General features: G+C 71.0%; 17 protein-coding genes. 8 read left to right on the forward strand and 9 right to left on the reverse strand.

The window, feature by feature from the left end:
* Window positions 1–4 precede the first annotated feature (4 nt).
* Window positions 5–1,132, reverse strand: a complete 1,128-nt coding sequence (locus tag QPJ90_RS04830) for an alpha/beta hydrolase-fold protein (protein WP_290133339.1) — start codon at window positions 1,130–1,132, stop codon at window positions 5–7.
* Window positions 1,133–1,467: 335 nt separating this feature from the next.
* Here QPJ90_RS04830 and QPJ90_RS04835 point away from each other — a divergent pair, with 335 nt between their 5' ends.
* The 3 genes from QPJ90_RS04835 (at window position 1,468) to QPJ90_RS04845 (ending at window position 4,940) form a co-directional block, all read left to right on the forward strand.
* The gene (locus QPJ90_RS04835; protein WP_290133340.1) at window positions 1,468–2,898 is read left to right on the forward strand and encodes an APC family permease; all 1,431 of its coding nucleotides are present in this window, start codon (window positions 1,468–1,470) and stop codon (window positions 2,896–2,898) included.
* Window positions 2,895–4,277, forward strand: coding sequence for an NAD-dependent succinate-semialdehyde dehydrogenase (locus QPJ90_RS04840; protein WP_290133341.1), 1,383 nt, complete (start codon window positions 2,895–2,897; stop codon window positions 4,275–4,277). The genes QPJ90_RS04835 and QPJ90_RS04840 overlap by 4 nt, the downstream gene beginning before the upstream one ends.
* Before the next feature lie 174 nt (window positions 4,278–4,451).
* On the forward strand, window positions 4,452–4,940 hold the full coding sequence (locus tag QPJ90_RS04845) for a hypothetical protein (RefSeq protein ID WP_290133342.1): 489 nt from the start codon (window positions 4,452–4,454) through the stop codon (window positions 4,938–4,940).
* Between the two features lie 33 nt (window positions 4,941–4,973).
* Here QPJ90_RS04845 and QPJ90_RS04850 read toward each other — a convergent pair whose 3' ends face one another.
* Both QPJ90_RS04850 and glgX read right to left on the reverse strand, forming a co-directional pair.
* Entirely contained in the window at window positions 4,974–5,528 is a 555-nt protein-coding gene (locus QPJ90_RS04850; protein WP_290133343.1) for a hypothetical protein, read from the reverse strand.
* A gap of 343 nt (window positions 5,529–5,871) precedes the next feature.
* Window positions 5,872–7,890, reverse strand: a complete 2,019-nt coding sequence (gene glgX / locus QPJ90_RS04855; protein WP_290133344.1) for a glycogen debranching protein GlgX — start codon at window positions 7,888–7,890, stop codon at window positions 5,872–5,874.
* 81 nt (window positions 7,891–7,971) lie between these two features.
* Here glgX and QPJ90_RS04860 point away from each other — a divergent pair, with 81 nt between their 5' ends.
* A complete protein-coding gene (locus QPJ90_RS04860; RefSeq protein ID WP_290133345.1) occupies window positions 7,972–8,424 on the forward strand; it encodes a hypothetical protein in 453 nt (150 codons plus the stop codon).
* A gap of 4 nt (window positions 8,425–8,428) precedes the next feature.
* On the opposite strand, the gene QPJ90_RS04865 is transcribed toward QPJ90_RS04860, so the two are convergent.
* From QPJ90_RS04865 to gabT, 4 genes are all read right to left on the reverse strand, one after another.
* A complete protein-coding gene (locus QPJ90_RS04865; RefSeq protein WP_290133346.1) occupies window positions 8,429–8,584 on the reverse strand; it encodes a hypothetical protein in 156 nt (51 codons plus the stop codon).
* A 110-nt stretch (window positions 8,585–8,694) separates the two neighbouring features.
* On the reverse strand, window positions 8,695–10,065 hold the full coding sequence (locus QPJ90_RS04870) for an NAD(P)/FAD-dependent oxidoreductase (protein ID WP_290133347.1): 1,371 nt from the start codon (window positions 10,063–10,065) through the stop codon (window positions 8,695–8,697).
* On the reverse strand, window positions 10,062–11,582 hold the full coding sequence (locus QPJ90_RS04875; protein ID WP_290133348.1) for an NAD-dependent succinate-semialdehyde dehydrogenase: 1,521 nt from the start codon (window positions 11,580–11,582) through the stop codon (window positions 10,062–10,064). Before QPJ90_RS04875 ends, QPJ90_RS04870 begins: the two co-directional genes overlap by 4 nt.
* Entirely contained in the window at window positions 11,579–12,943 is a 1,365-nt protein-coding gene (gabT, locus tag QPJ90_RS04880) for a 4-aminobutyrate--2-oxoglutarate transaminase (protein ID WP_290133349.1), read from the reverse strand. The genes QPJ90_RS04875 and gabT overlap by 4 nt, the downstream gene beginning before the upstream one ends.
* Window positions 12,944–13,035: 92 nt before the next feature.
* Here gabT and QPJ90_RS04885 point away from each other — a divergent pair, with 92 nt between their 5' ends.
* Window positions 13,036–14,622 carry a PucR family transcriptional regulator gene (locus QPJ90_RS04885; RefSeq protein ID WP_290133350.1) on the forward strand — a complete coding sequence of 529 codons (1,587 nt, stop codon included), beginning with the start codon at window positions 13,036–13,038 and terminating at the stop codon, window positions 14,620–14,622.
* A 9-nt stretch (window positions 14,623–14,631) separates the two neighbouring features.
* Entirely contained in the window at window positions 14,632–15,249 is a 618-nt protein-coding gene (locus QPJ90_RS04890; protein WP_290133351.1) for a TetR family transcriptional regulator, read from the forward strand.
* A 93-nt stretch (window positions 15,250–15,342) separates the two neighbouring features.
* On the opposite strand, the gene QPJ90_RS04895 is transcribed toward QPJ90_RS04890, so the two are convergent.
* Window positions 15,343–16,329: an alpha/beta hydrolase gene (locus tag QPJ90_RS04895; RefSeq protein ID WP_290133352.1), complete on the reverse strand. Its 987-nt coding sequence runs from the start codon at window positions 16,327–16,329 to the stop codon at window positions 15,343–15,345.
* Window positions 16,330–16,609: 280 nt separating this feature from the next.
* On the opposite strand from QPJ90_RS04895, the gene QPJ90_RS04900 reads away from it, so the two are divergent.
* Together QPJ90_RS04900 and QPJ90_RS04905 are read left to right on the forward strand one after the other, a co-directional pair.
* Complete coding sequence (locus QPJ90_RS04900) at window positions 16,610–17,347, forward strand: hypothetical protein (protein ID WP_290133353.1); 738 nt, start codon at window positions 16,610–16,612, stop codon at window positions 17,345–17,347.
* A 31-nt stretch (window positions 17,348–17,378) separates the two neighbouring features.
* Entirely contained in the window at window positions 17,379–17,615 is a 237-nt protein-coding gene (locus QPJ90_RS04905) for a PLDc N-terminal domain-containing protein (protein ID WP_290133354.1), read from the forward strand.
* Window positions 17,616–17,704: 89 nt separating this feature from the next.
* Here QPJ90_RS04905 and QPJ90_RS04910 read toward each other — a convergent pair whose 3' ends face one another.
* Entirely contained in the window at window positions 17,705–19,042 is a 1,338-nt protein-coding gene (locus tag QPJ90_RS04910) for a sugar ABC transporter substrate-binding protein (protein WP_290133355.1), read from the reverse strand.
* Window positions 19,043–19,084 lie beyond the last annotated feature (42 nt).

Consider the following 19,084-nt stretch of genomic DNA (forward strand, 5'->3'; position numbering starts at 1 on the left):
GCGGTCAGTCCCCGGACGGCGCCAACCCGATCCGCGACTGCATCCACGCCAGCCCCGCGGCGAGCGCCGCCCGTGCGGTCGTCCAGTTGTGCTTGTCGCCGGGCACCACCCACGTCGCGACGTGCATGCCCGCGGCTCGCGCTCGCGCTGCCTGCACGGGCATCACGGGCCCGTAGGTGTGGTCGAGTTGCCCGACCGCGAAGAACGCGTTCGTGTCCCGGTAGGGCGCGTTCGCCCGCATCAGGGCCGCCGGCTGCGCGGCGAGGTACGCGGCACGGCTGCCCGCGAAGCCGTCGGCGATCGTCTTCGCCTCGCCGCCGAGCGTCGGACCGTCCTCGCCGGAGACGTCGATCAGGTTGCCGAAGCGGGAGGGGTCACCGGCACCGAGCTGGATCGCGCACGTCCCGCCCTGCGAGAACCCACCGATCGTCCACGCCGACGCCGCGGTCTGCACCTTGAGGTGACTCGTGATCCACGCGGGGACGTCCTTCGTGAGGTACGTCCGGCTGTTGCCGAGCTTCCCGTCGACGCACATCGGGTTGGCGGACTGCGGACCGAGCTGGTCCGGCACGACGACGATCGGAGCGAGCCCGCGGTCGACGGTGGCGAGGGCGTCCATGGTCTGCTCGATCTGCCCGCCGCTCTGCACGTCGTTCGGTCCGGCGCCGCGGGACTGACCCGACAGCAGGACGTCGACCGGTAGGTGCGGCGGGTCGGCGGTGAGGGCTGCGGGTGGCAGGTACACGAGGGCCTGTCGCGCTGCGAAGTGGGACGTCGTCGCGGGGATCGTCTCGTGCAGCAGGCGCCCCTGGGTCGGCATGCCGTCGGGCGCCGTCCACGAGGTCGCGAGGTCGACGCTGCTCGGGGCGGTCGACCCGCCGGGCGCCTCGCTGGCGGGGATGCCGAGCGACGACGTCGGCACCGGGGTGTACGTGGGCACGGGTCGCGGGGAGGTACGCGTCGGCGTCGCGGAGGCAGCCGCGGCCGGTCCGTCGGCGCGGGCCGACGCGTGGCTCGCCGTCCAACCGCCGAGTCCTCCGACGACCAGCCCGACGACGAGTCCCCCCGCGAGTCCACCGGCGAGCAGGGCTCCACCACGTCGTTGCCGGGGGGTGCTGGGTGTGCGTGCCATCGGTCGTCCTCGTCCTGCGTGCGCTCTCGTCGGAGGTGCTCTCCGGCCGCGAGCGTAGGGACCGGGTCCGGGAACTCGCTGCCGTCCGGCGACGGTCGGCTGAGGGTCTTCCCCGCCCGCCTTCAGCGACCGTCGGGCGTCCTCCGAGCAAGCGACATGACGTACAACCGACACCGCCCCCGTGTACTCGACGGCGTGCCCGGCGCGCTTGCCGTCGTCGGTATCGTCTGCGCACCGGGTCGCTCCGAACGGGCGTCCCGGTACCCGTACCGGTCGGGGCACCGTCGCCCCGACCCCGGCCCCGCGGCCCGGCCGCGAGCAGGAGGGAACGACCCTTGGCAACACCGACCCTCGCCACAGCGGCGTCCGGCTCGACCGCCCGTGGCGGTTCCCTGAAGCGGAGTCTCGGCCTGTGGGCCATCGTCGGACTCGGCCTGGGCTACATGACCCCGACGGTCGTGTTCGACACGTTCGGCATCGTGTCCGACGAGACGAACGGCGCCGTGCCGAGCGCCTACGTCATCGCGCTCGTCATCATGCTCCTGACCGCGGTCAGCTACGGGAAGATGGTGCGGGTCTACCCGGCGGCCGGTTCGGCGTACACGTACGTGCGGGAGTCGATCCACCCCAACGCCGGCTTCATGGTGGGCTGGGCTTCCCTGCTCGACTACCTGCTGCTGCCGATGGTCAACGCGCTCATCATCCGGCTGTACCTCGAGCAGGTGTTCCCCGCGCTGCCGGCGTGGGTCACGGTCGTCGTGTACACGCTCTTCGTCACCACCGTGATCTGCCTCTCCATGCGCGGCACCTCGAACCTCAACATGGTCCTGCTCGTCGGAGCGATCCTCGCGATGATCGCGTTCGTCGTGTTCGCGGTCATCGAGCTCGTCCGCGGTGCCGGAGCGGGCACCGTCGTCAGCACCGAGCCGTTCGTGCACGACGGCGTCACCATGACCGCCCTGCTCACCGGCGCCACGGTGGTGTGCTTCTCGTTCATCGGGTTCGACGCCGTGACGATGTACACGGAGGAGGCGAAGAGCATCCGGATCATGCCGAAGGCGATCCTGCTCACCGTCCTGCTCGGCGGCCTGATCTTCCTGGTGTCGGCGTACTTCGCGCAGCTCCGGTTCCCGACCAACGCGCCGTTCGGGGAGTTCACCGACGACCCGCTGCCGCAGATCGGGCTGCTCGTGGGCGGTCCGGTCTTCCAGGCCATCCTCGTCGCCGCGGGCTTCGTCGCCGCCCTGGCGTCCGGGCTGGCCTCGCACGCGAGCGTCGCGCGCATGCTGCTCGTGATGGGCCGGAACAACGTCCTGCCGAAGAAGGTGTTCGGCTACGTCAGCCCGAAGACCCGCACGCCGATCCCGAACATCATCATCGTCGGCGCGGTCACGCTCTTCGCGATGACCTTCTCGCTCGACACGATCTCGTCGTACATCAACTTCGGCGCCCTCATCGCGTTCACCTTCGTCAACCTGACCGTCATCGTGCACTTCGCCTGGCGCCAGGGTCGTCGGCACACCGCCCGCGACCGCTTCGCCTACATCGTGCTGCCGGGTGTCGCGATGCTCCTGACGGGTGTTCTCTGGTCTCAGCTGCACGCCGACGCGCTCATCGCCGGCGGGGTGTGGGCCGCGATCGGGTTCGTGTACCTGCTGGTCATCACGAAGGGGTTCCGGATCCAGCCGAGGGGCTTCGACGAGAACCAGCCCGTGACCGGCGTCAACAAGCAGCTCACCGACGAGCACCGACAGGAGACACGATGAACGACACCGCCACCACCTACGCGGTGACCGACCCGGCGTCCGGCGAGGTCCTCGCCACGTTCCCGACGATCACGGACGCCGAGCTCCAGCAGGCGATCGCCGCCGCCGACCGGACGCACGCGGACTGGAGCCGGTCCACCACCGTGGCCGACCGCGCCGCCCTCCTGCACCGCGTCGCCGAGCTCTACCGCGAGCGACGCGAGGCCCTCGCGACCACGATCGTGCGCGAGATGGCGAAGCCGATCGACCAGGCGTACGGCGAGGTCGACTTCTGCGCCGACATCTACGACTACTACGCGGACCACGCCGAGGACTTCCTCGCCGATCAACCGATCACGCTTGCGGAGGGCAGCGAGGGCAGCGCCTTCGTCCGCAAGTCCTCCGTCGGCGCGCTGCTCGGCATCATGCCGTGGAACTTCCCCGCGTACCAGATCGCCCGGTTCGCCGGCCCGAACCTCGTCATCGGCAACACGGTCCTGCTCAAGCACGCTCCGCAGTGCCCGGAGTCCGCACTCGCGATCGAGGCGGTCTTCCACGACGCCGGGTTCCCCGAGGGCGCCTACACGAACGTCTTCGCCACGAACGACCAGGTCGCCGACGTCATCGCCGACCCGCGCGTGCAGGGTGTTTCCCTCACCGGCTCCGCCAGGGCAGGCGCCGCCGTCGCGGAGATCGCCGGCCGCAACCTCACGAAGGTCGTGCTCGAGCTCGGCGGGTCGGATCCGTTCATCCTGCTCTCGACCGACGACCTCGACGCCGTGGTCGAGTCCGCCGTCGCCACCCGTCTGGAGGGCAACGGCCAGGTCTGCAACGCCGCGAAGCGCTTCCTCGTGGCAGACCACCTGTACGACGACTTCCTCGCGAAGTTCACCGCTGCCATGTCCGCCGTGGAACCGACCGACCCGAGCGTCTCCGGCGCCGAGCTCGGCCCGCTGTCCTCGCCGACCGCGGCCGACCGGCTCGAAGCACAGCTGGCGGCGGCCGAGGAGCAGGGTGCCACGGTCGTCACCGGGGGCGAGCGCCGCGGCAACGCGTTCACGCCGACCGTGCTGACGGGCGTCACGTCCGACAACGACGCCTACCGCGAGGAGTTCTTCGGTCCCGTGGCGGCCGTGTACCGGGTCGCCGACGAGGACGCCGCGATCGAGCTCGCGAACGACACCCCGTTCGGCCTCGGCTCGTACCTCTTCACCACCGACGCCGACCAGGCGCTCCGGGTGGCCGACCGCATCGAGGCCGGCATGGTCTACGTCAACATCGTCGGCGCGGACAGCCCCGAGCTGCCGTTCGGCGGCGTCAAGGCGAGTGGCTTCGGGCGCGAACTCGGCCCCTTCGGGGCCGACGAGTTCGTCAACAAGAAGCTCATCCGCATCGGCTGACGGTCCGACCGGACCAGCAACGGACGGGAGGCGCGGTGCCAGCCGGCACCGCGCCTCCCGTCCGTCGCTGCTCGCGTCCGCTGACTCACCCGGAATTCTGTCACATCCGGTATGTTTCGTATCATGTCGCGGATCGCATCATTCGCTCGTGAGAGCATCAGCCTTTCGACGGCAATGCCCGTGATCGCCGGGGGCACGATGCTCGGCCTGTCCGCGACGGGATCGAGCTCGGCACTGTGGTGGGGAATAGGCGAGGTCATACTCGTAGCGAGCGTCGTGGTCACCGTCGGTTCACTCCTCCTCACCCGCCTCCGCGGCCTGCCTCCCGTGCCTTGGGATGGGAGGACCTGGACCCGCACGGCACTCGCGATCCCGCTCGCTGCCGTCGCGGGAGCGATGCTCTTCGATGGACCGTTGTCGCTGCTGGCCGTGACCCCGATCCTGACCCTCGCATGCGGAGTGGGGGCCGAGCGATCAGGAGCACGCCGCCGCACCGTCGCCGCGATCTCCTGCGCAGCTGCGGGGACAGTGCTCATCGTGCTGTTCTGCGGAGGCACGTTGAACGCTGGCCTCTCCGCCCTCATCCAGGGCAGCGTCGTGTCCGGGGCGTTCGTCGCCCTGCTCGTCGCCGGTCGAGTCGTGATCCGGCGGTGGCGGCGCTGACTCGCACGTCAGCACCGCCACACCGTCGGCTCCTTACTTGAAGACCGCCATGCAAGTGGTTCCGCGAACGACGCCGTTGTTCCGGAACTGCACGCAGATGCTGCCCGCCCGCATCGTGCGCTTCTTCGCCCCGGGGATGTGGAACGAAGCCTGCCCGCATCCAGATCGCACGGACGTGGTCTCCGTCGCGTAGACACGATTCGACGTGTCCTTGAACTGGTACCGGCCGCTCCAGTTGCAGAACATGCCGGGGACGATCGCCGCAGGACCGATGCAGTCAACGCCAGTCGTGGTGCCGCTCAGGTTCAGACCACTGCCCCGGACCGACATGTTCAAGAAGCACCCTGCGGGCACGTTGATCGTCGTGCCTTTCCAGCTCCATGAGAACGAGCCGACCGGCCGGGAAGCGAAGCCACCCCGTGCGTTCGATCCCCCGTCCGCCGCCGCGTCGTACGGCGCTGACGCCGCAGTGAGGGCGCGCTCGAACTCGCGTACCTCGGACAAGCCCGCCGAAGCACTCGCCGGCGCCGTGGTCGCGGCACCGATCAGCACCGCCCCGCCGAGGACGGCGGCAGACTTGGTGATCATTCTGGTGACCATCTCTTCCCCCCCGTCAGCCCCTTGCTGACATTTCACCGTTAACATAGCGTTGTCCTGGTGAGGAAGAGAACGGCGGAAGCGCGATCGAGTGGAGGCAGGCTGATCCGTGACGGCACGAAGAGCGCATCGCAGGTCCTGCACGCCTTGCGGCAGCAACGGGTCGGCGTCGAGCGCATCATCAAGCGCGACTTCTCGGACGACCAGATGCACGCCGCCGTCGCCCGGTACAGCGCGAGATGGCTGGGCTCCGCATCGGCCGACGGCCCCGATCGGGCAGGACGACGGACTGGAGGCGCGGTGCCGGCTGGCACCGCGCCTCCAGTCCTGTGGTCTAGACCAGCGCCGTGAAGGACGCGTCCCGCACCAGCACGGTCGTGGCGTCGCCGCCGACCGCCTGCTCCTGGTCACTCGACAGCCCGAGCGCCCAGCTCCCGCCGCCCGGCTTCTCCGGCAGCGTGAACTCGACGGTCGTGTCCGAGGCGTTGAGGAGCACCGCCACGGCGTCGTCACCACGGGTCAGCACGAGCGTGACCGCCCGGTTGCCCCCGTCGGCCCAGTCGGCGTCCTCGAAGCCCTGCGCGTCGGCTCGGAGCACCTGCACGGTCGAGTCGGAGTCGCCGGGGGCGGTGCGGTACCACTCGGGCCGGAGCGCCGGGTGCTCGCGGCGGAAGGCGATCGCAGCCGTCGCGAACGCGAGGAGGTCCTGGTCGGCGGCTGCCCAGTCGAACCAGGAGATCTCGTCGTCCTGGCAGTACGCGTTGTTGTTGCCGCCCTGCGAGCGCGCGATCTCGTCGCCGCCGAGGATCATCGGCACCCCGGCGGAGAGCATCAGCGTGCCGAGGAAGTTGCGGCGCTGGCGGTCGCGGTAGTCGTTCACCGCGCCGTCGTCGGTCGGCCCCTCGACCCCGCCGTTGAACGACGTGTTGTCGCTCTCGCCGTCGTTGTTGTCCTCGCCGTTCGCCTCGTTGTGCTTCTCGGCGTACATCGTCAGGTCGGCGAGGGTGAAGCCGTCGTGCGCGGTGATGAAGTCGACGGAGCACAGCGGCGAGCGCCGGGACCCCTCGTACACGTCGGGGCTGCCGAGGACGCGCTGGACGGCCTCGCCGAGGGTGCCCTCGTCGCCGCGCCAGAACGCGCGGAGGTCGTCGCGGTACTTGCCGTTCCACTCCGACCAGTCCGCGGGGAACCCACCGACCTGGTAGCCGGCGGTGTCCCACGGCTCGGCGATCATCTTGACCTCGCGGAGCACCGGGTCCTGGTGGACGATGTCGAGGAACGCGGAGTGCTTCTCAGCCTCGCCGTCCTGCCGGGTCAGGGTGGTGGCGAGGTCGAAGCGGAAGCCGTCGACGTGCATCTCCTCCACCCAGTAGCGGAGCGAGTCGGTGATGAGCCCGAGTGCGGACGGGTGCGACACGTTGAGGCTGTTGCCGGTGCCGGTGGTGTCGAAGTAGTTCGCCTCGTCACCCTCGACCAACCGGTAGTACGCCTGGTTGTCGATGCCCTTGAAGGACAGCGTCGGGCCCATGTGGTTGCCCTCGGCGGTGTGGTTGTAGACGACGTCCATGATGACCTCGAGCCCGGCGGCGTGCAGGGCCTTGACCATCTCCTTGAACTCGGTCACCTGCTGCCCGGAGGTGCCGGAGGACGAGTACTCGTCGTGCGGGGCGAAGAACCCGATGGAGTTGTAGCCCCAGTAGTTCCGGAGGCCCTTGTCCGCGAGGGTCGAGTCCTGGACGAACTGGTGCGTGGGCAGGAGTTCGACGGCGGTGACGCCGAGGTCGGTGAGGTGCTTGATCGCTGCCGGGTGCGCGAGGCCGGCGTAGGTGCCGCGGATCTCCTCGGGGACGTCGGGGTGCTGCTTCGTGAACCCCTTGACGTGCACCTCGTACACGACGGTGTCGGCGTACGACGTCCCGGGTCGGGTGTCGCCGGCCCAGTCGAACGCGCGGTCGGCGACGACGGACTTCGGCATCGCGCTCGCGGAGTCGGTGTCGTCGAGCTGGTCCGGCTGCTCCATGTCGTGCCCGAACAGTGCCTGGCCCCACTCGTACGTGCCGTCGATCGCGGTCGCGTAGGGGTCGAGCAGGAGCTTGGCCGGGTTGTGCCGCAGGCCGTTCGCGGGGTCCCACGCACCGTGCACGCGGAAGCCGTAGCGGGTACCGACGGTGACGTCCGGGACGACGTCGTGGAAGGTGTACCCGGTGCGGTTCGTGAGTTCGGTGCGGTGTTCGGTGCCGTCCTCGTCGAAGCGGCAGAACTCGACGCGCTCGGCGGTGCTGGAGAAGAGTGCGACGTTCGCGCCGCCGTCGACGAGCGTCACGCCGAGCGGGGTGCGGGAGGAAGTGGTCATGTCGTCCTTGTACCGGTCGGTCACTGTGACCTGTGCCGGACGACGTACCCCGGGCGGGTCGGCCGGTCGTAGGATCGGCTCGTGACCACCGGTGCTCCGCGCTCCCGCCCCGCCCTCGTGACCGCTGCCGTCGTGCTCTGGCTGGTGGTGTCCGCCGCCCAGCTGATCGGCCCCACCCTGGTGATCGGCCGGACAGCAGCGCAGTACGGGCCGTGGTCCGTCGCCGGGTACGTCATCGGGCTCGGGCTCATCGGGTTCGTCGTCTTCGGCGCGATCCGACTGGCGCGAGGCTCCGGCCGCGCACGGTTCTGGCTGGCGGTGCTCGCCACGTTCGCCCTGCTGAACGCGGTGGTCCCACCGTACGGCCTGACCACCGCCGAGCGCGTGGCCGCAGCCCTCGCCGGGGTGCTCCCGTACCTGCCGCCGGCGCGCGCCTGGTTCCCGCCGCGGCTCGCTCGCACTCCGAAGCCGCAGCAGCCGCGCGTAGTCGGCTGGGACCCGGAGACGGGCGAGCCGATCCGCGCCAGCGAGTGACGGACTAGTCCGCCTGGGGGTCCTCGGGCTCGCCGCCCGAGTCGTGGTCGCTGTCCTGCGAGGGGTCCTCGGTCGCGTCGCCCGACGGCGATCCGTCCGGCAGGTCCTCGGTGTACTCGCGCTCGGCGTCGGACGGCTGGCTGCTGCTCGTGTCGCTCATGGCCGGGACGCTACGCGCGGCGCGCGTCATGCTCTTCCAGGCGACCGAGAGACGGCCGGGAGGCGCGGTGCGGGCCCGCACCGCGCCGCCCGGCCGTCGTCCCGTTCCGCCTACTGCACCACCGGCTGCGGCAGTGCGGCGAGGATCTCGGCGGCCGCTTCGCGGCCCATCCGCACCGCCCCGTCCACGTGCTGGTACCCGTGCCCGGCGAGGTCGCTCGACGCGAACCGCAGCGGTCCGACGGCGGCGCGCTGGTCGGCGCCGTACCGGACGAGCCCGCCGAGGTCGAAGCTCGCGGCGTAGGCGCCACGGGTCCACTCCTCGGTGCCCCAGTCGCTCTCGTAGTAGACGACCGGGCGGCGCGCCTCGTCACCGTAGTAGTGCGCGAGCGAGTCGAGCACGCGGGCCTTGCGTTCCACCGCCGACAGCGCGAAGACGTCGTCCGCGTGCTGGTCGGAGACGAACCCGACGAGCGTGCCCTGCTCCGAGCCGTGCATCGAGTTGTCGTACGCCTCGTGCACGAGCTCGTACGGGCTGAACGCGGTGCCGGACAGCCCCGCGCCCCGCCAGAACGGCCGGTCGTAGACGGCGTGCACCTTGATGACGAAGCCCATCGAGAGGTGCTGGTGGAGCTGGTGCTGCCGTCGGGGCAGCGGCGGCTCGTAGGAGATCCGCGAGTACAGGGGCGGCGGGACGGCCACGAGGGCCTGCCGCGCTCGGACCTCGACGCCGCCGTCGGCGATCGCGACCACGCCCTCGTCGTCCCAGCGGAGCGTCCGGACCGGGGCGTTCAGGTGCACGTCGTCGCCGAGCCGGGCGGCCAGGCGCTCGGAGACCTGCTGCATCCCGCCGACGACGCGCTTGTCGAGGATGAAGTCGGCGTCGACGAGGTTCGAGAAGCTCCCCGCGGAGGCCGCCATGAGCAGGGCCTGCAGGGCGGAGAACGTGTGCGCGGGCTTCGTCAACATCGCGCCGGCGATGAAGAGCTCGACGTTCTCGGTCGCGACCCGGTCGTCGCTGAGCCGCCGGAGCCACTCGCGGAAGGAGACCTCGTCGAGCGCCGCGGCGTCCGGCGTCTCCCAGGGCCGCGACGGGTCGACCTTCGCGACGTACTCGTCCACGACGGCCACGAGCCGTTCGATCTCGGTCGCGGTGGCCTCGGGCAGCGGGAAGATGTCGCCGGTGTACTCGGTGCGGGAGCCGTGCTGGTCGATGTAGACGCTCGAGCCCTCGCGGTACCGGTCGTACGTCGCGAGCCCGAGCTGGTCGAGCGTCTCGAGCAGGGCGGTCTGGTCCGGGGAGACCCACTGCCCGCCGATCTCGAGCGTGACGCCCTCGATGTCGTTCGTCCACGTCCGGCCGCCGACGCGGTCACGGGCCTCGAGCACGGCGACGCTCCGGCCCTGCGCGACGAGACGGTTCGCGGCGACGAGGCCGGTCACCCCGGCGCCGATGACGACGACGTCCTTCTCGATGGTCATCGCTGCGTTCCCTTCGTGCGCCCGAACGGGTCGGGCGTCAGTGTGTACATGGTCTCGAGGTACTCGTGCAGGCCCTCGCCGCCGCCCTCGCGGCCGAGCCCGGACTGCTTGACGCCGCCGAACGGGGCGGAGGCGTTCGACACGATGCCGGTGTTCAGCCCGAGCATGCCGGTCTCGAGCCGCTCCATGAGCCGCTGTCCGCGGGCGGGGTCCTCGGTGAACGCGTACCCGACGAGGCCGTACTCGGTGTCGTTCGCCGCGGCGATGCCCTCGTCCTCGGAGGAGAAGGTGCGGATCGCGAGGACCGGTCCGAAGATCTCGTCGCGGAGCAGGTCGCTGCCGGGCTGCACGTCGGTGATCACCGTCGGCGCGTAGAACGTCCCGGGGCCGTCCACGGGCTGGCCGCCGGTGCGGAGGGTGGCGCCTCGGTCGAGGGCGTCGGTCACGAGCCGGTGCGCCTTGTCGACGGCGCGCTGGTCGATGAGCGGTCCGATGGCGACGCCGTCCTCGGTGCCGCGGCCGACGGTCATCGCCTCGACGCGTTCCGTGAGCCGCCGGGCGAACTCCTCGGCGACCGACTCCTGCACGATGAACCGGTTGGCCGCGGTGCACGCCTGCCCGGTGTTGCGGAACTTCGCCGCGAGGGCACCCTCGACGGCGAGGTCGAGGTCGGCGTCCTCGAAGACGAGGAACGGCGCGTTGCCCCCGAGCTCCATGCTCGTGCGGAGGACGTTCTGCGCGGCCTGCGCGAGCAGTGTCCGGCCGACGGGGGTCGACCCCGTGAACGACAGCTTGCGGAGCCGGGGGTCGTTGATGATCGGTTCGGAGAGCGCGCCGGCGTGGCTCGTCGGGACGACGTTGACGACCCCGGCGGGCACCCCGGCCTCGAGCAGCAGGTCCGCGAACAGCAGGGTCGTGAGCGGGGTGAGCTCGGCCGGCTTCACGACCGCGGTGCACCCGGCGGCGAGCGCGGGGGCGATCTTGCGCGTCGCCATCGCGAGCGGGAAGTTCCACGGGGTGATGAGGAACGTCGGACCGACGGGCTTGTGGGTGACGATCGCGCGCCCGGAGCCCTCGGGGTTGGTGCCGTAGGAGCCGCCGATCCGGACGGCCTCCTCGGAGAACCAGCGGAGGAACTCGCCGCCGTACGTGACCTCGCCGTTCGCCTCGGCGAGCGGCTTGCCCATCTCGAGCGTCATGAGGAGCGCGAAGTCCGCGCGGCGCTCCTGGAGCAGGTCGAACGCCTTCCGCAGGACCTCGGCGCGCTGCCGCGGCGGGGTCGACGCCCAGGCCTGCTGGGCAGCTGCGGCGGCGTCGAGGGCACGGACACCGTCTTCGGGGGTTGCATCGGCGATCTCGAGGAGCGTCTCCCCGGTCGACGGGTCGACGACGGGGAACGTCGCGCCGTCGGCTGCCTGCTGCCAGGTGCCGTCGACCAGGAGGCCCGTGGGGACCTTCGCGAGCAGCTCGCGTTCGGCGTCGGTGCGGGTGCTGAGGTCGGTCTGGGTGTCGGTCATGCTGCGGCGAGTCCTTCCAGGACGACGTCCAGGCCTTCGCGGAGGAGGGCGTCGTCGATCGCGAGCGGGGGGAGGAAGCGGAGGACGTTGCCGTACGTCCCCGCGGTGAGCGCGATCACACCGTGCTCGTACGCGTACTTGACCACACGACCGGTGAGCGCGGCATCGGGTTCGCCGGTCTCCGGGTCGACGAGCTCGATCGCGACCATGGCGCCGCGGCCCCGGACGTCGCCGATGCGGGGGTCCTCGGCCTGCGCGGAACGGAGGCGCCCGAGCAGGAGGTCGCCGATGGCTGCCGCGCGCTCCACGAGCCCGTCGTGCTCGAAGGCGTCGATCGCGGCGAGTGCGGCGGCGCAGGCGACCGGGTTGCCCCCGTACGTGCCGCCGAGGCCGCCGACGTGCGCGGAGTCCATGATGTCGGCACGACCGGTGACGGCGGAGAGCGGCATCCCGCCGGCCATGCCCTTCGCGGTCGTGACGAGGTCGGGGACGATGCCCTCGTGCTCGCTGGCGAACATCGCGCCGGTGCGGGCGAACCCGGTCTGGACCTCGTCGGCGATGAAGACGACGCCGTTCGCGGTCGCCCACTCGGACAGCGCCGACAGGAACCCTGGTGCGGGGACGACGAAGCCGCCCTCGCCCTGGATCGGCTCGATGAGCACGGCCGCGGTGTTCTCGGTGCCGACCTGCTTCTCGATCTGGGTGATCGCGCGCTTCGCGGCCTCGGCGCCGGACAGGCCGCCGTCGCGGAAGGGGTAGGACATCGGGACGCGGTAGACCTCGGGGGCGAACGGGCCGAAGCCGTTCTTGTACGGCTGGTTCTTCGCCGTCAGCGCCATCGTGAGGTTCGTCCGACCGTGGTACGCGTGGTCGAACACCACGACGGCCTGCTTGCCGGTGTGCTTGCGCGCGATCTTCACGGCGTTCTCGACGGCCTCGGCACCGGAGTTGAACAGGGCCGTCCGCTTCTCGTGGTCACCGGGGGTCAGCCGGTTCAGGGCCTCGGCCACCTCGACGTAGCCGTCGTACGCCGCGATCGTGAAGCACGTGTGCGTGAACGACGCGACCTGCTGCTGCACGGCCTCGACCACGCGGGGGTGGGCGTTGCCGACGCTCGTCACGGCGATGCCGGACCCGAGGTCGACGAACGAGTTGCCGTCCGCGTCGACGACGACACCGCCCCCGGCCGCGACGACCGCGATCGGTACCGCGACCCCGACGCCTGCGGCCACCGCGGCGCGCTTGCGGTCCATGAGCTCCCGCGAGCGGGGACCCGGCACCTCGGTGACGAGCCGGCGCTCCTGCGGCAGCGAGGGGCCGCCCGTGGCGGCGCTGGTCGAGGGTGCGACGGTGGAGGTCATGCGGCGATCGTAGGAGCCTCGCGCCGGGAGCCCCACCGTCCACGGCGTACAGCAGTACTGGCCTCGTTCGCCATAGCGGATAGAGTCCGACCATGTCCGCGACCCTGCGTTCCCTGCTCCACCGCGCCGACCTCCGGCTCCGGCTGCTCACGCGCGACGACGCCCCGGCGCTGGACGCCCCGCTGTCCTGGCTGCACAGCTCCGACCTCGAGGACCCGACGCCGTTCCTCGCCGACGGGCAGGGCCTGCTGACGACGGGCACACAGTTCGGCGACGCCGAGGTGGACGCGGAGGTCGCCGAGGGCTACGTCGACCGACTCCGGCGGCGCGGCGTCGTCGCGCTCGGATTCGGCACGGAGGTCGTCCGGAACGGCACCCCGGCGTCGCTGGTCGCGGCCTGTGACGCGCACGGCCTGCCGCTCTTCGAGGTGCCCTACGAGACGTCGTTCATCGCCGTCGCGCAGGCGAACGCCGACGCGGTGTCCCGCGAGGCCAACGCCCGGAACGCGTGGGCACTCGCGGCACAGCGGGCGATCTCGCTCGCGGCGATGCGGCCGGACGGGCTCGGCGCGACGATCGCCGAGCTCTCCCGGCAGCTCGACGGCTGGGTCGGGCTCTTCGACCTCTCCGGGCGGCTCGACCGCGGGTTCCCCGACGGTGCCGTCCCGGTCACCGACCTCGACGTGCTGCGGTCCGAGGCGCTGCGGCTCCTGCGCGCGGGTCAGCGGGCGAGCCTGCCGGTCACCACCGAGCACCGCACCGGGTACACGCTCCAGACGCTCGGCAGCGGCGGGCACCTCGCCGGTGTGCTGGCGATCCAGAACGGCGGGGCGCTCGACCGGGCGGGCCGCGAGGTCGTCACCGCCGTCATCGCCCTCGCCGGACTGGCCCTGCAGCAGAACCGCGAGCTCGCCCGGGCCCGGGGGCTCCTGCGCACCGGACTCCTCACGATGCTGTCGGTCGGGGACCCGGCCGTCGTCGACTCGACCTCGCGCGAGGTCTGGGGGCCGTTGCCCGCGGAACCGGTGCGGATCGCGGCCGTCGACGTGGCCGACCAGGACCTCGACGCGGTCGTCGACCTGCTCGAGCTCTGGGTGCAGGACCGCCCCGGCCGCTTGTTCTTCGCCGTGGACGACGCGCTCTTCCTCTGCGTCGGCGCGGAGGACACCGCGGTGGTCGAGGAGCTCGTCGACCGCTTCGAACTGCACGCCGGACTCTCCGACGGGGCCTCGTACCGGTACTTCGGCCGCGCCCGCACCGAGGCCGTGCAGGCGCTCGACCGGCGCCGCGAAGGACGTCCCGGCACGACCGAGTTCGGCGACCTCGCCCGTGAGGGGGTGCTCGCCCACCTGGCCCACGTCGACGTCGACGCCGGGGCCGTCGCACGCGCCTTCCTCGCCCCGCTGCTCGACCACGACCGGGCCTCGGGGACCGATCTCACCCGGACCGTCCGGACCTGGCTGGAGCAGAACTGCGAGTACGACCGCACCGCGCAGGCCCTCGGCGTCCACCGGCACACCGCCCGCGCCCGGGTGGAACACGCCGGCCGGCTGCTCGACCGCGACCTCTCCGCGTTCGCCACCCGCGCCGACCTCTGGGCCGCGTTCGTCGTCGACGGCAGCGGCGGCCCGATCGGCGCCACCGGTACGACCGGCACCGGCGGAGTGGCTGCCGTCTAGGCTGTGCGCGTGCCGACCACACCGCCCCGCCGGCGCCTCAGCCCGGCCGAGCGGGAGTCCCAGATCACCGAGACGGCCGCCGCGGTCGCCCGTACCGACGGCCTCACCGCCGTCACGCTGCGCGGGGTCGCCGCGGCCGTCGGGGTCGCCCCCTCACTCGTGGCGCACTACCGCCCGGTGATGGAGGACCTCGTCGGCGAGACGTTCCGCTCGATCGCGTCGGCCGAGGTCGCCGAGGTCGCCGGGCTCGTGGCCCACGAGGCCGACCCGGTCGCACGGCTGGCCGTCCTGGTCACCGCCGTCACCGATCCCGCCCGCGACGACGTGGCCGTCCTCTGGGCCGACGCCTGGAGCCTCGGCCGGACGAACGCGGTGCTCGCCGCCGCCGCGCGCGACGTCATGGACGACTGGCAGCGGCTCGCGACCGCTGTCGTCGAGGCGGGGGTGGGCGCCGGGGTCCTGCACGCCGAGGACCCGGCGGCCGTCGGACGGCTGCTCTTCGCCCTCGTCGACGCCACGAACGGCTACGCCCTCGTCGACCACCTCGACCGGTCGACGCGTGACGATCTCGTCCGGAGCACGATCGCCCGCGCCGTCGGCCTCGACGCGGCCACCCTGCGGCGCTGAGCGTCGTCGCCGCGCGAGCGCAGCGCGACCGCGCACCGGACTGGAGGCACGGGTCGGGCCCGCCCCGTGCCTCCAGATCGGAGGTGGCAACGCTCACCCCAGGACGCGCGCCGTCCAGTCGGCGAGCGCCGCGACCGCGCGGCGGGACACCGCCGCGTCCGGGACCATGCTCGTGAAGCCGTGGAACGCGCCCGGCCAGACGTGCAGCTCCGCGTCGACGCCCGCGGCCCAGAGGGCGCTCGCGTAGGCGACCGTCTCGTCGCGGAAGACCTCCGCGGTGCCGCAGTCGAGGTACGTCGGCGGGAGCCCGTCGAGGTCCGTCGCCCGTGCCGGCGCGGCGTACTCGGACACGTCTGCGGTCGCGCGGCGGGCGCCGAGGTACGCGTCCCAGCCGAAGCGCGTGAGCTGCCGGTCCGCGACCCCGACGCCGTCGATCTGCCGGGTCGACACGGACGCATCGCGGTCGTCGAGCATCGGCGAGACGAGCACCTGCGCGAGCACGCTCGGCCCCTGCCGGTCACGGGCGAGCAGGACCGTCCCCGCCGCGAGCCCTCCGCCCGCGCTCTGCCCGGCGACGACGATGCGCTCCGGATCGACCCCGAGCTCCTCGGCGTGCTCCGCGACCCAGACCAGTCCGGCGTAGCAGTCCTCGACCGGGTACGGATCGGGGTGCTCGGGCGCGAGGCGGTAGTCGACGCTCACGAGCACGACGTCGTGGTGGTCGAGGAGCCACGGGTCGTAGGAGTCGAGGTTGCCGAGGTGGTGCCCGAACACCATGCCGCCGCCGTGGATCGCGTACACGACCGGCGCGGTGCCGGTGCGGCCTCGGCGCTGGATGACCGCGAGGTCGATCGGATCGCCGAGGTGTCCCGGCACGCTGATGCTGCGCCGTTCGAGCCCGCGGCTCTCGAGACGGGCGTCGAGCTCGGCCTCGGTGACGTCGAGCTGGCGCATCCGGGGCAGGGCCTCGGGTGTCACGGTGAACGGTCCGCGGGCGGCGAGCGCGTCGAGGAACGGGACGAGCTCGGGGTCGAACGGCGGGTAGGCGAGACGGTCGCTGGGCACGGGGTGGATCGGCACGGGGTGCACTCCTTCGGTGAGAAGTGGCGACTCCCGTGAGACGCGTGCGTGGTCTCGTGCGCCGGAGCCCACGGACGTTTTCCCTCTGCCGCGACCCTAGCGCACCGTCACGGTCCCTCCCGGTTCCGCTCCCGCCGACGGCGGACCGCGACCAGAAGCGCAGCAATGCCATGTTTTACATTTCAATACTGGCGCGCCAAGGTGGGCGATGTGGCGGCTGCGATCGCCACGAAAGACGAAACATGCCGGCACCGACGCCGGAGAGAAGGGGAAGACGTCCGTGAGTTCGAAGAAACATCAGCGTGTCGCCGCGATCGGCCTTGGCCCACTCGTGGTTGCGGCATCGACGTTGCTCGTTGCCCCGGCGAACGCAGCGACCCGCACAGCCGAGGCGGCAGACATCTCATCTCCGGCCACGTCTGTTCTCAAGGAGATCAGACGCGAACTCGTGATTTCCGGCTCAGGCGCAGAACTCGCCTCCTTTGACCGTCTGAGCAGCACGCAACGCAACGAGCTTGCGTCCTACTTCCTCTACCCCGCGCCACGGGGCAACCCGAACGCCAGCGGTGCACCAGTCGAGCACGGAACGGTGCGGAGTTCGGGAGACTTCGAGTGGGGTGTCGACTTCGATGTGTCGGAGGCTGAGACACCGCTCGCTGAGCAGCCAGGAATCACCGCGGCCTCTCGCAGCTCCTGGGGAACGCAGTGGTTCTCATTCGCTGGGATCAAGCTCACTGAGACGAAGGTCTCCATGACCTACGAGTACAGCGGCACCACCGCCCGCAAGATGCTCGGCTACTCCTGCACTGTCGTTCGGAACATCCAGCCGTTCACCGAGGTGCGGACCTCGAAGAACAGCGGCTACGTCAGCGGTGGGCAAGCAACGTCGAAGTGCAAGGTCGTCGTGAAGCGCGGGGTCCTGACACCGTGGGGGACGGTTGCTTGGAGCACGTACTCGGCCATCCAGCGTCTCAGCGCGAGGGGGAACGGAGCGATCACGGCGAATCGCTGGGAGTGAACACCGTGCTGAACACCCAAGGAGGTAAGTCGTGAACCCTCTCGTACCGACCGTGCTGGACGGCACGTTGATGGTCGTCTCGCTCGTGGCGCTGGTGCTCTCGTTGGGCGCGTTCCTCTCCCTCGCTCGTGCAGGAGCGCTGACAGGTCGTCGTGGTCTCGCCTGGACGCTGGTGGTCCTGTTCGTCCCGTTCCTCGGGGCCACGGCGTGGTTCGTCGCACGGCACCGCGAGCGCGCGGCGGCGCGGCGGAAGCGCGGCGCCCACTGACGCGGTGCGATCCCACCGTGACCACACGACGAACGGGAGGCACGGTGCCAGCCGGCACCGTGCCTCCCGTCCGTCAGCGCGTCAGCGTGTCAGCCCTTGACCGGGATCGACTGCGCCTTGAGCGCCGCCACGGTCTTGGACTGCCCCGACTCGAGCGCCTCGAGGAGCGTGCCGTTCCCGGACGCCGCCTGGCCGAACCCGTCGGACACGTCCGAGTAGGTCTGCGTCATGGTCGGACCCCAGGTGAAGGGCTGGATGTCCTTCGCCGCGGAGGCGAACTCCTCGTAGATCTTCTGGTTGCCGTAGAAGGGGAGCCCCTCGGTCAGCGCGGGGAGGTCGGCACCGGTGGTGGACGCCGGGTAGAGGTTGGCCTCCTTGTTGAGGGCAGCGAGCGCCTCCTTCGAGGTGTTCAGCCACACGAGGAACTTCGACGCCTCGGCCGGGTGCTTGCTGCCCGTGAAGACGACGTTGGACGAGCCACCCCAGGCAGCGGACTTGGTCTCACCCGAGGTCCACTGCGGCATCGGCGCGACGGCCCACTTGCCCGAGGTCGAGGGCGCACCGCTCGAGATGGTGTTCGCTCCCCAGACGGCGGAGACCCAGGTCCAGTCCTGGCCCTTGTCGTACGCGTTGTTCCACTGGTCGGTGAAGCTCGGCAGCGTGTTGACGAGCTTCTTGTCGATGAGGTCCTGCCAGTAGTCGGCGACCTTCTTCGACGCACTGTCGGTGAGGTTCACGTTCCAGTCCGAGCCGGAGTTCGAGAACCACTGGCCGCCGGCCTGCGAGACGAGCCCGGCGAACTGGTTGACGTCGCCCTTGGCGAAGTTGGTGATGTTGCCGCCCATCGCCTTGATCTTCACGGCGTCCTCGGCGTACTCGTCCCAGGTCTTCGGCACGTCGAGGCCGGCCTTCTCGAACAGGTCCTTGCGGTAGTACAGCGCCATCGGGCCGGAGTCCTGCGGCACGGCGTAGACCGACTTCGACTCGCCGAACGTGACCTGGTTCCAGAGGCCGGAGGAGAAGTCCTTCTTCGCGTCGCTGATGCCGGCGCAGGCACCGATGTCCTCGAGGCCGCCCTGCACCCGGAACGCCGGCAGCGTGTCGTACTCGACCTGGCCGATGTCCGGCGCCTGCTTCGCCTTCAGCTGGTTGAAGAAGTTCTGGTACGTGCCGCTGTTGCCGTTCGCGACGATGGAGACCTTGACCTGGATGTCCGGGTTCTCCTTGTTCCAGATCGCGACGACCTTGTCCATGTTGGGGACCCAGGTGGTGAAGTCGAGCGTGACCTTGCCGCTCGACGGCTTGCAGCTCGCGGCCGCGGTGTCGGAACCGCCTCCGGAGCCGCTGCCGCCGGCGCTGCAGCCGGCGAGGGCCACGGTCGCGGCGACCGCCACGGCGGCGACGCTGAGGAACTTCGTTGTCTTCATGCTGTTTCCGTTCGGATGTGGGTGAAGGGTCGGTGGTGCTGG

Source organism: Curtobacterium sp. 458, assembly GCF_030406605.1.
Lineage (GTDB): Bacteria > Actinomycetota > Actinomycetes > Actinomycetales > Microbacteriaceae > Curtobacterium.

Coding starts and splice junctions, on each gene's coding strand:
- QPJ90_RS04870 (WP_290133347.1), bottom strand. CDS start 10,065: ATGACCATCGAGAAGGACGTCGTCGTCATCGGCGCCGGGGTGACCGGC.
- QPJ90_RS04885 (WP_290133350.1), top strand. CDS start 13,036: ATGTCCGCGACCCTGCGTTCCCTGCTCCACCGCGCCGACCTCCGGCTC.
- QPJ90_RS04845 (WP_290133342.1), top strand. CDS start 4,452: ATGCCCGTGATCGCCGGGGGCACGATGCTCGGCCTGTCCGCGACGGGA.
- QPJ90_RS04875 (WP_290133348.1), bottom strand. CDS start 11,582: ATGACCGACACCCAGACCGACCTCAGCACCCGCACCGACGCCGAACGC.
- QPJ90_RS04910 (WP_290133355.1), bottom strand. CDS start 19,042: ATGAAGACAACGAAGTTCCTCAGCGTCGCCGCCGTGGCGGTCGCCGCG.
- QPJ90_RS04850 (WP_290133343.1), bottom strand. CDS start 5,528: ATGATCACCAAGTCTGCCGCCGTCCTCGGCGGGGCGGTGCTGATCGGT.
- gabT (WP_290133349.1), bottom strand. CDS start 12,943: ATGACCTCCACCGTCGCACCCTCGACCAGCGCCGCCACGGGCGGCCCC.
- QPJ90_RS04830 (WP_290133339.1), bottom strand. CDS start 1,132: ATGGCACGCACACCCAGCACCCCCCGGCAACGACGTGGTGGAGCCCTG.
- QPJ90_RS04865 (WP_290133346.1), bottom strand. CDS start 8,584: ATGAGCGACACGAGCAGCAGCCAGCCGTCCGACGCCGAGCGCGAGTAC.
- glgX (WP_290133344.1), bottom strand. CDS start 7,890: ATGACCACTTCCTCCCGCACCCCGCTCGGCGTGACGCTCGTCGACGGC.
- QPJ90_RS04840 (WP_290133341.1), top strand. CDS start 2,895: ATGAACGACACCGCCACCACCTACGCGGTGACCGACCCGGCGTCCGGC.